The 12,574-nt window shown below is 55.5% G+C and carries 5 protein-coding genes; 1 reads left to right on the top strand and 4 read right to left on the bottom strand.

Features of this window, described 5'->3' with window-relative positions:
- Window positions 1-136: 136 nt before the first annotated feature.
- Window positions 137-2,620 (bottom strand): tetratricopeptide repeat protein, encoded by a 2,484-nt coding sequence (locus POG22_RS23260; RefSeq protein WP_498907301.1) that lies wholly within the window; start codon window positions 2,618-2,620, stop codon window positions 137-139.
- 274 nt (window positions 2,621-2,894) lie between these two features.
- Between POG22_RS23260 and POG22_RS23255 the strand changes: the two genes are divergently transcribed.
- The gene (locus POG22_RS23255; protein ID WP_498907300.1) at window positions 2,895-4,937 is read left to right on the top strand and encodes a DUF6851 domain-containing protein; all 2,043 of its coding nucleotides are present in this window, start codon (window positions 2,895-2,897) and stop codon (window positions 4,935-4,937) included.
- 77 nt (window positions 4,938-5,014) lie between these two features.
- Here POG22_RS23255 and POG22_RS23250 read toward each other — a convergent pair whose 3' ends face one another.
- The 3 genes from POG22_RS23250 to POG22_RS23240 form a co-directional block, all read right to left on the bottom strand.
- Window positions 5,015-7,600, bottom strand: a complete 2,586-nt coding sequence (locus POG22_RS23250; RefSeq protein ID WP_498907299.1) for a CHAT domain-containing protein — start codon at window positions 7,598-7,600, stop codon at window positions 5,015-5,017.
- An 84-nt stretch (window positions 7,601-7,684) separates the two neighbouring features.
- Entirely contained in the window at window positions 7,685-10,282 is a 2,598-nt protein-coding gene (locus tag POG22_RS23245; RefSeq protein WP_498907298.1) for a two-partner secretion domain-containing protein, read from the bottom strand.
- Between the two features lie 390 nt (window positions 10,283-10,672).
- Window positions 10,673-12,574 (bottom strand): two-partner secretion domain-containing protein (locus POG22_RS23240; RefSeq protein ID WP_498907297.1); only part of this gene is annotated, 1,902 nt, incomplete at its 5' end.

Raw genomic sequence — 12,574 nt, 5'->3', positions numbered from 1 at the left:
TTTGTGATTTTTGATACATTTTTTCTTGCCGGATGCACAGGAATTTCCAATTTTACCTCTTTTTCGGGTTCTCGAAGCCATGTCAAGACTCCTCTAAGCCTTACGTCGTAAGCTTTTCACTTCTTTTCAGCAAGCCCTAAGAAGAAGCATCCGGGATCGCCAAAACGGAAAACGGCAGCGCCTGCAAGATCCCGTCGGCCACGACGAGCAGGCGTTTTTCTCCCAAGCGATCGGCGACGGGGGCGAGGATCGCGTTGCTGAGGGAACGGGCAGTCTGCTCTAAATCTCGCGTTCCGGCGTAGGGATCGGAGAGAACGCGGCGCAGAGCGATCGCCAACCGCTCGATCTCTGCCCGTGGCGGGAGTTCGTAACTGGTGGCGGAGTCGGGCGTCACCACCCAGACAAAGCTACGATCGCCCCCCAAAAAATACTGCAACAACACCGTCTCGTCGTCCGTCACCTGTTGCTGGACTTCTGCCAGAGTCAGGGGTTCGGGATATTTCAACGCGGCGGCTTCCGGGCTAGTTTGGCGAATTTGACCTTCGAGGGTTTCGAGTTCGGTTTCCAGTCGTTGGATTTCCCGACGCACCGCAACGACCTCGTCTTCCGAGGGCGATCGCCCCCAGAGTTGCTGTTGGCGAATGGCGGCGGCGTTGAGAGCCGCCCGTAAGTTGCGTTCGCGATCGACCAGTGCCGGGGGAATACCGCGACGGAGGTTGACGTCGGCTTCGGCCAGAAGATCGAGGAGCGATCGCGCCCGGGCCCGTTCGCTGGCGTGGAAAGCCCGCGCGTCGTATCCGGCATTGGGTTGCTGGCGGTGCAACTCCATCAACAGGTCGATATACAGTTCGTAGTTGTTCTGAACGGTGGCAAAATAGGACATCCGTAGGTCTGGACTGACCACTTTCGTTCGCAGGGTTTCGATATCCTCGAGGGCAGTTTCGAGGGTGGTGAGGGCGTCCCCGAGTCGTCCCAGTTGTCGGTACGCGATGGCGACGTTTGCTAAAGCCAAGACTTCCCCGAAACGATCGCCGATTTCTCGCTGCAACGAGAGGGACTGTTCTAGGGCGTCGAGTGCCACATCGAACTCGCCGAGGCTGATGTAGGAACTGCCGATGTTGTTGAGGGTGGCGGCTTGTCCCACCAAATCGCCCACGTCGCGACGCAGTTGTAAGGCGCGATCGAAATACTCCAACGCCTGTCTGTCCTCGTCTACTGACGCGTACACCCGACCCACGTTGTTGAAAACGCGCCCCCGTTCGCCGCGATCGCGTTGCGGAGACAGTCGCTGTAGGGCTTGCTCGTAGTAGTCTAAAGCGCGATCGGTGTCTTGGATATGAAAGGAAAGATTTCCCAAATTGTTGAACGTCGTTGCCATCCCCGACTCGTCGCCGAGGCGTTGGTAAAGACTCAACACCCGTTCGTAATAGGCCAACGCCTGAGAGCGATCGCCGAGAGAAGCGTAGAGATTGCCCAAACGAGTGAGGGTTTCCGCCCCTTCTCGCGTGTTGCTGTCGATGAGGAGTTGCCGCGCGCGATCGAGGACGTCTAAGGCTCGCTGTCCTTCACCGAAGGCATTGTACACTTCACCGAGAAGGTTGAGAACTTGCGCTTCTGCGACTCTGTCGCCGCGATGGCGAAACACCGTCGCCGCCAGGTCGAGATGAGGTTTCGCCGCGCGATACTGACCGAGGGAAACATAGGCGCGAGCGAGGTTCGTGCGGGCGATCGCTGCTCCTTCGGGGTGTTGCAACTGTTGAAAAAGGGCGATCGCCTCTTCGTAAAATACGATCGCCTGCTGTCGGTCGCCCAGTTCAAAATAAACTGTTCCCAAGGAATCGAGGGCGAAAGCTTCCCCTTCCGGGTCTCCCAACCCTTGGCGAACGGCTAAAAGTTCTTCATAGTAATTGCGAGCTTGCGGGAATTCCCCGCGATCGAAGGACAGATCCCCCAAACTTTCCAGAACTCGGGCTTCGCGATCGCTGTCGGCGTTTCCCCGCGCTAAACTCAAAGCGGTTTCCAGCAATTCCACCGCTTCGGGAAACTGTTGCAACGCAGCGTAACTGCGCCCCAACCGATGCGCGGCGGCCGCTTCCCCATCCGTATCTTCCAATGCTCGAAATCGCTGCAACGCTGCCTCGAACGTCTCCACCGCCGCCTCGAAATCCGTGCGGGCGAACTGAAGTTCGCCGAGGTTGAACAGGGTTGTGGCTTCGAGACTGGGGTTGTCCGTGCGTTGCGCCAGTTCCAAGGCGCGATCGAGATAATCGATCGCCCGTTGGTGGTATTCCTCCCGCGACGCGTAAACGCCGCCGAGGGTACTGAGAACCGCCGCTTCGCCGCTGAGGTCGTCGCGAGCGCGAAACTGTGCCAGGGCGCGTTCCCAACGGGCGATCGCGGCGTCGATGGCTTCCGGCGTTCCCTGTCGGTAGAGTTCTGCCCCTTCGCGATACAGTCGTTCGGCTTCCGTTTCCGAAGCTTGACTCAGGAGTGCGTTCTCAGCCCCGTCCCCCACCCAATCCGTGGCGGGGGCGGGAAGCATTGCCAGTGTTGCCACACAGCCCACGGCGAGACTGACGACAACACGACCGATACGAAACTTGCCCTCGGTTGTGTTCATGACTGGTGTGGGGAAGTGCGATCGCCCCCTCTCTACTTCCGTTATACTCCTCGGCGATTCAGTTTAGCAGCGAGTTTGCGATCGCTCTGGACGAGCGATCGGAATCCGCGCAATATTTCTTATTATCCAAGAATTGCCAAAATGCTCCCACATAACCGTCTAAATGCTAGAAACTGGCTATTAATCGCCTAAACAGCTATTTGTGAAAACACAACGTTCGGAAACATACAAAGTTAGATTTGCTGAAATGAATAGATGATTAGGAACTGAATCCATGACTGAACTAACCCTCGACCCGACAACACAACTCGTCCAGATTAGCGACGACGAGACGCCAACCATTTCGGTGTTATGGGATCGCGCGATCCAAACGGCGGTTATCAATGCTTCTCCCGGCCCCACCATTGCCTCGAGGGCCTATGGCATGGTTCACACGGCGATGTTCGATGCCTGGGCGGCCTACTCCCCCGACGCGATCGGCACTCAGCTTTGGGACAACCTCCAACGTCCGGCGGCAGAAAATACCGAGGCCAACAAAATCGAAGCCATGAGCTTTGCCGCCTATCGGGTGGCCAGCGACCTTTTTCCCGAAGAAGTGGCAGTTTTCGACGCCCTGATGGCACAGCTCGGACTCGACCCCAGCAACACCACAGAAGACGCGACGACGGCGGCTGGAATCGGGAACCTGTCGGCGGAAGCCCTCCTCGAATTTCGCCGCAACGACGGCTCGAACCAACTGGGCAACTACGCAGATACGACGGGATACGCGCCTACCAACACCTCGCCAGAGGCGATCGCAGCGCTCGATCGCTGGACGCCCGAACACGTCCCCATCGACGACGAAACGGCGAGTCTGCAATCGTTTCTTACCCCGCAGTGGGGACAGGTGATTCCCTTTGCCCTAAGTTCGGGGGATGTCTTGCGTCCGGTGGAACCCGAACCCTTTCTACTGCCGGGAGTAAATGCCACCGTCGATGTATCCGCCAAAACGATCGCCCTCGACGACGGGATGGAGTTAGCCATTTCGAGCGATCTCGTCGGCACGGTCATTAATCCAGCGTTTGTCGAACAAACTCAAGAAATCGTCGATTTTAGTGCCAATTTGACGGACGAGCAGAAGCTGATTGCCGAATTCTGGGAAGACGGAGGCGGAACCTCGTTTCCACCAGGAACCTGGATGACCTTCGGCCAGTTCGTGTCGGCCCGCGACGATCGCACCCTCGACGAAGATGCCTCGATGTTCTTTGCCCTGGGGAACGCCGTCTTCGATGCGGGCATTGCCACCTGGGAATCCAAAGTATTCCACGACTACGTTCGTCCTGTGCGGGCCGTGCGCGAACTCGGTGCGCTCGGTTTAATTGGAACTCCAGGAACCGATGACGTCACCAGCGAAACCGGCTTTGTTATCGAGGCGTGGTCGCCCGATCGCGGCACGCAAACGATCCTAGCAGAGAACTTTCTAACCTATCAAACCCCAGGAAGCGATCCGTCGCCGCCGTTTGCGGAGTATACCTCCGGTCACAGTGCCTTTAGTGCCGCTAGCGCGGAAGTGTTGCGATCGCTTTCTGGCAGCGATGCCTTCGGTGCGTCCGTGACGTTTCAACCGGGCGAATCGCGTTTCGAGCCGGGCAGTACCCCCCAGCAAGCGGTCACGCTCGCCTGGAATACCTTTACAGAAGCCGCCGACGAAGCGGGGATTTCTCGGCTTTATGGCGGCATTCACTTCGGGGATGGCGATGTAAACGGTCGGACGCTCGGTCGTCAAGTGGGGACGGCAGCGTCGGCTTTGGCGCAAATCTACGCCGTTTTGGCCTCGAGTTTGGGCTTGCGTTTGCTGCGCGGTACGGACGAGGCCGATACGATCGCTGGGGAAAACTTCACGATGGAGACGGACGAAGCCGTTTTGATTGCAGGGTTTGGGGGTAACGATGCCCTCACCGGAACAGCCAACGACGACCTGTTGTTCGGCAATACTGGGACAGATACAGTGCAGGGGGGAGATGGCAGCGATTCGCTGTTCGGCGGACAGCAGGACGACGTTATCGAAGGCGGTGCAGGCGACGATCGTATTTCCGGAGATTTAGGCAACGATACCCTCACGGGTGGCGGTGGCAGCGATCGCTTTGTCATGCTTGTCAACGGAGGAACAGATACGATCGTGGATTTTGAAGTGGGCGTCGATACGATCTTGCCCCTAGACTTAGATGCAACGACCTTCGTACTCACGGAGACGGATACGGGTGTCGCGATCGCGGCGGGGGATGTTGTGACGGTTCTCAGCGGCGTGAGCGGTGTCGTCTTGGGCGATTTGCTTTAACCGACATTCTGCCCGACACGATCTCGCGCAGAATGTCGGCTATCGTTGGGGCGTTGTAGACAACGTCCCGATCTTTATTACAACCAGTTCCCCACTAACACGAAGGGCGACCAAAACGCCGGATGGTTGTAATCGTCACTTTGCAACAAGTTGAGTTGCGCTCGACGTAGGGCTTCAGCTTTAGACAGGTTGGGGGTGCGGCTGAGTTGTCGGTAAAACTCCACCATCAACATCGATGTGGGTCGATCCTGTACCGACCATAATGTCGCAATAGTACTGCGAGCGCCCGATTTCAAAGCCACGCCAGCCAGTCCCAAGGTCGCGCGATCGTCACCGGCCGCACTTTGACACGCGCTCAGAACGAGCAGGTCGAGGGGTTTGAGATTGCGGCGAGAGAGGCTCGCTTGCAAGACGGTATCTAAATCTTTGACGTTAATTTGACCGTCCCATGTGAGCAGAAAGGTATCTTCGGCATTAGAACTAAACTGGCCGTGGGTGGCGAGATGGACGATATCGAAATCGTTTTTCTGAATTTCTCGAACGAGTGCTTCCCGAGTAAACCCTTCGTTTAACAGCACGAAAGAAGACGTTTCGTCAGAAATGAGTTTCACCTCTGTTTCCACTTCGGGAATGGCGGGAAAGCCCTGACGCGATACACTCAATCCTCCCGTGATGATGTTGAGTTCCTCCGTTTGCGATCGCGTCTCGAGTAACTGCAAACTTTGTGTGAGGGCAACGTTGTATTTTTCAATGAGGTACTGTTGTCCGTCGTACAGGCTGGACATCGGAACGTTTCGCAGCATCCCATCGAGGACGAACACGAGGGTTGTCGTATCGCTGCGTTGCAACGCCGCTTCAGCCGGACGGATCGCCCAATCGTAAATCTGTTCGGAGTATTGTAGGCGGTATTCGTTCCCATAAGCTGGGTTGAGCGATTGCAGTAAGAGGTCGAGTTGGCGCTCGAGTTCGGCTTGGGCAACAAAACTTTGGTAAAGCTGTAACGGTTCGCCTGGAATCGAAAGAACGATCCCGAGTCGATCGGGTAACATCACGGTGTAGAGAACGGCGGCGCGATCGTCGATCTCCTCGATATCGACCGGTTTCGCATCCAAACAGGCTTCTTGGAAAAAGTTATCTAACTCAGCCAGTTGCAAGGCTTCCAAGGTTTCCCGCGCTTCTCGAAGGAGTTGTTGTTGTCGATCGCCTCCCGCACGATCGGCTTCGACGATCAGGAGTTGGACGAACTCTCGATATACGGGTTCGACGCTCTCGCGATAGGAAAATTGAACGTCCGGGTCGATGGCGACGAGGTCTTTTCGCAAGTCTTGCAATACGTCGATGGTGTTCCGATAAACGGCGATCGCTTCTGATGCTTGGTTTTGATTGACGAGAACGCGGGCGAGTTGCCATTCCCATCGCGCCACGAGATCGAAACTATCGATGCTTTGAGCCAGGGTCAGCGCTCGTTCGGTGAGTTGTTGCGCGTCGTCCCATCGGTTTTGACTTTCGTAGAGCGCACCGAGTTGTCCGAGTCCGTAAGATTGGGCGCGAGCGTCGTCGAGCTCTCGGGCTTGTCCGACGGCTTGCGAGAGTAAGTCAGCGACTTCGCGGAGGTTGACTTGGGGGTCGATGGCGTGAAGTTCCTGTAGGCTGTGAGCGAAGTTGACGCGAGCGTAAATTGAGGAACGATTCGCCGATACGCCGTCGAGCGTCTCGCGAAGTGCGGGTAACAAAGCCGATGCTTCTCGGGGGCGATCGCCTTCGACGAGGAGGCTGAATTGGTTGAGTAAGGCGGTGAGGCGAAGTTGTCCTTGACTGGCGTTGGCGACTTGTTGGTACGCCGACAGAGCAAAGGCAACGTCACCGGACATACGGGCGGTGTTTCCGAGGGCAAACTGGGTGGTGAGGATTTCGTTCGTCGCGCCGATCGATCGCGCCGCCGCGAGACTGGCTTCGAGTGCGGCTTGGGAGCGATCGAGGTTGCCGATCGCTTGTAGCGTCACGCCCAGGTTTCGCAACGTCTCCGCTTTCAAAGCCGAATCGGGCAGCTCGATAACTCGAGCGGCGAGCTCTTCGAGTAGCTCGTGCGCTCGTCGATACTGCCCCATGTTTTCCAGGGCTTGAGCTTGGTTGAGTCGGCTACCGAGTTGTCCGAATTCGTTTTCGGCGCGTTCGTAGGCCGCTTCAGCGTCTTGCCAAGCGGCGAGGGCTTCGGTAGCTCGGCCGCGATCGAGCAGCAAGCGTCCTTGGGTGTTGAAGGCCATGCCTATCACGCGGGAGACTTCTTGAGTTTGCGGCGAAATCTCGTCGAGAACGTTTAAGCTCAGCGCGATCGCATCTCGGGCGTCGTCCCAGCGGCCCAAATCTTGGTAAGCCAGGGAGAGATAGACAGAACTCAGGGCGTACTGCACGCGATCGCCGCGATCGCGATAGGTGGCGACGGCCGTTTCCCAAAGTTCGGCCGCACGGGCGAACTCTCCAGCTTCGTAAGCCTGACGACCGCGATCGAGCAGATTTTCCGATCGGCCTTGCAACTCCATTTCCGTGGGAGTGGGATCGCTGGGGGCTGCGGCGAGGCGAGCCACGGCCGGAACCCCCGCAGTGACGAACAGGAACGTCAGCATTCCCAAAACTAAGTAAAAACGTAAGCTTTTCATCATCATTGACATCACTTGGAAAAATCGTTAACGCACAACTTCAACGAAAACCTATCAGCACCCTTAATCGCAGAGAAACGCTCGTGTTTTTTAACGGTCGGACAGACAGTCTAAAAGCACAAACGGAGCATTTCGAGACTGACTGCTCACCAATTCGACGTTTCCGTTTCCATCGATATGCCACCGATTGGCTTCCACCAAATCGGAATCGAGAACCTCTGTTGGGGCATCCCCTCGAACTTGCTCGTCTGGCGGCTCAGTTTCGCGATGTCCGTCCACCTCAGACATAAGCTGAGGCTCGAGCGAACTTTCTTCGTGGTCTTCCTCCTCGTTCGAACCATTGGATTCGCGAATTTCCGTCAGTTGCAGATCGACCCAAACGTCTTGACCCCGCAAGAAATCGTCAATGGGATCGAGAGGAAGTCCGCCGTTTCCCGTGACGACAAAAGAGCTGTCACGAGCGGCCGAACAAGCGGAAACGATTTGCATCGTCGGGTCGATCGGCTCTTCACTTAACTGAACCAACGCCGAACTCGTGTCAATTTCGGGTTGGGTAACGGCCACGATGCCGTCTACTCCGAGTTGAGAACTGGCGGTGAGGCGACTATCGGGAGAGGCGAACAAACCTTGGGTCACAATTTCGATGTTGCCTCCCTGACCTTCAAAGGCATTGGCGTTAATATGGCTTCCTTGGAGCAAAGTGAGACTCTCACTATCGATCGCGATATTGCCACCGTCTCCCATTTCTCCAGCTTCGGCGGCGATCGTTCCCCCTCGGCGCAAGATCGTATCGTTTTCCACATTCAGAAGGATATTACCGCCTTCTCCTGAAGTCGTAGATGCGGTCAGTTCTCCCTCGCGGACGAGAATCGAGTTGGCATTGATGTGTAACGTACCGCCATCTCCTGCACCTTCGCCGAACGTGCTGACTCGTCCTCCATTTAGCACTTGCAGCACGGGAGTATTGAGGATAAGACTACCGGCATCTCCCGTCAGAGTTTCTAACCCTACCAGAGGTCGTACCGATTCCCTGGGCGTTTCGGCACTCGAGTCCAGTCTGCTGCGTAAGTTCCCTCCTTGACCGATGATAACGATAGACTCAGAGGCATTGACTGTGATTCTGCCGGCATTACCACTTGCTACTGTTCCGGTCGATAGTGTCGCTCCATCTCGAATTAGGAGTTGTCCCGTGTTGATTGTTATTCGACCGCTATTGTGCCGAGTCAGCGTTACGCTGAAAATACCGTTCTCAACCAGTGGACCCGTACCCGACAGTTCGACAGACTTGCTGGCATCGATCGTGATATCGCCGACGTTGCCCGTTATGTTTTCCGTGGCTTCGGGTTGGAGAACACCTTGGTTAAGGACTGAGGACACCAAAGTCCCGCCATTACGAACGCTCAACCGTTGTGTAGAGAGATCGATACTTCCTGGGAGTCCGACACCAAACGCATTGGCAAAAATCCCTGAAGAGTTTCCTGGGTTGCGAGAGGAAAAGCCTTCAATTAAAACCGATTCGGAAATATTGAGGTTCGTATTGCCGCTGCGACCCTCCCCAAAGGTAAAACTGCCAATGCTGCCCCCATTGATGAGACATAACTGGTTCGCCGTGAGAGAAATATTAGCCCCTTGACCTTCAGCGATCGCGGAGGTTCGCAGCCCCGATGGGAGAGTGGAGTCAAAGGTCATGCCTTCAATTGTCAGACGATCGCTCAGGTTCACGGCTAGGGTTCCATCGGGTTGGGAACCTGAATGCTGCATTAAAAACATCGAGCCGTTGCGGATCTCCATCGTCCGACCGCACACCTGCATGGTACTGACGCCCGGTCCACTGGTATCGGCTAGAGCTTGGTTGAGTAGTTGGATATCGCCCAAACTCGATGCGCTGGTATAGTCCAGCGTCCAGCCAGACGGTGTAGAGTTGAGGCCGACGCTTCCGGTTTCTACTGCTCCTAACTCGATACGTCCGTCGGGTGCATTGACCAAACCGCCATCGAGGGTCATATTCCCCCCGACCAGGGCGATCGTGCGATTAGGGACAACAGACAAACCGACTTCGCTGTTCCCTGCACCAACAACGGGGATATTTCCCAATCCCGAGGAAAATCCGACGAGTGCGTGACCGGATCCTTCGACGCGCAGGGCAGCAGCTGGTGTGCCAAATTGTAAACCCACGGGAACGCTCACGCTGAGCAACGGTTGCGCTTCGGGAGAGGTGGCGCTGAAGTCTAAGCCGTTTTCAAACAGGATACTGTCGGCGGTGGTGGCGAAAAAGGAACCGCCGAGGTCCAAACGGGCGTTTTGCCCGAAGACAATACCGTTGGGATTGATGAGAAATAGGTTCGCCGTCCCGTTGGCGCGAATCAGCCCGTCGATATTGGAGATGTTGCTCCCCGTGACGCGGGTGAGGATGTTTTCAATGTTCGTAGCGTTGTTGAAAAAGGCTTCGCTTCCCGTGGGAACGGAAAAGTCTTGAAACGAGTGAAAGAGATTGCTTCCGGTTTCCGTTCCCCCATCGAGGGTGAAGGTATCACCTTCGATCGAAATCTGAGACGGGTTGGGAAGCGTGCCGTCGGGAACGATTTGTCCGACAGCAGGAGTGACCTTGAGTAATGTGAGAATTGCAGAGGTTCTCAAGGTTACTAACCATAGCTGGTCGAACAGTCGAGTGTCTTTCGATATTTTCATCTGGGCTTTTTTTGCTCGATTTGTATTCAGTCTATCTTTTTATAGGGCACCTCGATCGATTCAAGTTTATTGAGAAATAGACTCTACTATCGAGAATTGATAACGAGATTTCAAAGGTTTCAGCCATTGGGGTTCGATCCAGAATCAATTTTTCGAGGTGCCCTATAGATAAACCAGGATCTGCCGAAGTCACTCCGCAAGAAAGCGCTGAAATCCTTGCAGAGCAAGAGTTTTCGCTAAACCGTATAAAAAGGAGTCTCAAATCGCGAAATCCCTTTTCAAATGAAGGCCACAGGAATTTACCCTACATACCAAGATCGGAAGAGCCATAAACCCAAAAGTTCGATCTATTTTTGCTTTGAAGCATTTGTTAATGTCGATCGAGTTTTTTTAACGTTCGGACAGGCATTCTAAAGGCATAAAAGGGGCATTTCGAGACTGACTGCTCACCAATTCGGCGTTTCCGTTCCCATCAATGCGCCATCGGTTCGCTTCGACCCAATTAACATGAAGTGCGTCCGTCGGCGAGCGATCTAACTGCGAGCGGTCGGCTTCGCGATGTCCGTCTGTCTCAAGCCGTCGTGCGGCTTCAGGGCGATCGGGCCAATCGAACCACACGGCCTGACCCCGCAACGGCTCGAGCGGATTGGGGGGGAGTCCACCGCTTCCCGTCGCGACAAAAGAGTTTTCATGAGCTGCCGAACAGGCCGAAACGATTTGCGTCGTCGGGTCGATGGGAGCGCTACTTAACTGAACCAACGCCGAGCTGGTATCGATTTCCGGTTGAGTAACGGCCACGATGCCGTCTACCCCGAGTTGAGAGCTGGCGGTGATGCGGCTATCGGGAGAGGCGAACAAACTTTGGGTGGCAATTTCGATATTGCCCCCCTGACCTTCAAAGGCATTGGCGTTAATACGGCTTCCTTCGAGTAAGGCGATGGTGTTCGCAGAGATCTCCAAGTTGCCACCGTTGCCGCTTCCCCCTGCCTCGGCACTAATTTGGCTGCCGTGGCGCAGTTGTAACGAGTCACCGACTTGGAGGAAAACGTTACCCCCTTCCCCCGATCGCGTCGAAGCGGTAATGCCTCCACCTTCGTTGAGGAAAATGGCCTCGGCATTCACTTGAAGATTGCCCGCACGTCCGATGCCATCGTTGCGAACGGTGACGTCTCCTCCATCGAGGACGTTTAACTGGGGCGTGTTAATTTCTAAGTTCCCCGAAGAGCCAGAGGTAATGGGCGGGAGTCCGAAAGCTTGCACTGTAGCTTCATTATTATTCAGAGTGGCACTTGCATCGATAAGGCTGGGATTAATCGATCCGGCCACAGTCCCACTGACTTCAACTGATTCGGTTGCATTCAGGATCAGGATACCGCCATTACCACTAGCAATAGTTGAGGATGAGATTCGCGCCCCATCCCGCACGATCGCCCTAGACGTATTAATGATGACGCGACCGGCATTTCCCGCGCCCACAGAAGCTGAAGTAATAGCGCTGGGTGAAATAACGATCGGGTTGACTCCAATTGATTCAACGGTTTCAGTTGCATTGACGATCAGGTCTCCCGCCGCACCGGTTGAAGCGAAGGTTGCTGTGTATACACCTGCCCCGTCACGAACCCTCAGATGTCGTGTGGCAATCGTAATATCCCCCGCCGAACCCATACCAGCCGTTGCCGTTCCCAGAAAGCTAAACGCTGCGGGATTCAGTGGAGAAATACCGATCGCTTCGATCGAGTCAGCCGCCCGAACGTCAATCTTGCCACTGTTTCCCGTATCTTGAGTCCGATTGATAATGTTCGCCCCCTCTACGAGAACTAACCGTGTCGTGGAAATTTCGATATCGCCGCTATTGCCCGTACCCAGCGTTTCTTGATACAAGCTAGTCGGGATGGAACCGTCAGCGATTGTCCCCGTTAAGGTTAGCGACTCCGAAGCCCGGACTCGTATCTGGCCGAACGTCTGGGTACCTTGGTTTTGCAACAAGGCGATCGACCCATCGCTCAAGGCGATTTGCCGACCGACGATTTGCATCGAACCGACCCCCGTTCCGCTGGCATCGGCTGCCGCTTGTCGGACGAGGCGCACGTCTCGAAAACCCGACACCCCGTCGTAGTTGAAACGCCACGGCTGGCTCTCGGAAGACTGGGGAGCTGTCAAACTCACCAATCCCACTTCAACGCTCCCCAGTTCGATGTGTCCGCTCTGTGCCGTTAACGTTGCCCCGTCTAACAGTACGTTACCCCCCACTAAAGCCAGGGTTTGGCCGGGGCTGACTTGCAAACCTCGACC

The organism is Geitlerinema sp. CS-897 (assembly GCF_028368005.1).
Classification (GTDB): Bacteria; Cyanobacteriota; Cyanobacteriia; order Cyanobacteriales; family Geitlerinemataceae; genus Baaleninema; species Baaleninema simplex.
The sequence above is the reverse complement of the archived record's forward strand: the minus strand, read 5'-3'. Positions and strand labels throughout refer to the sequence as shown.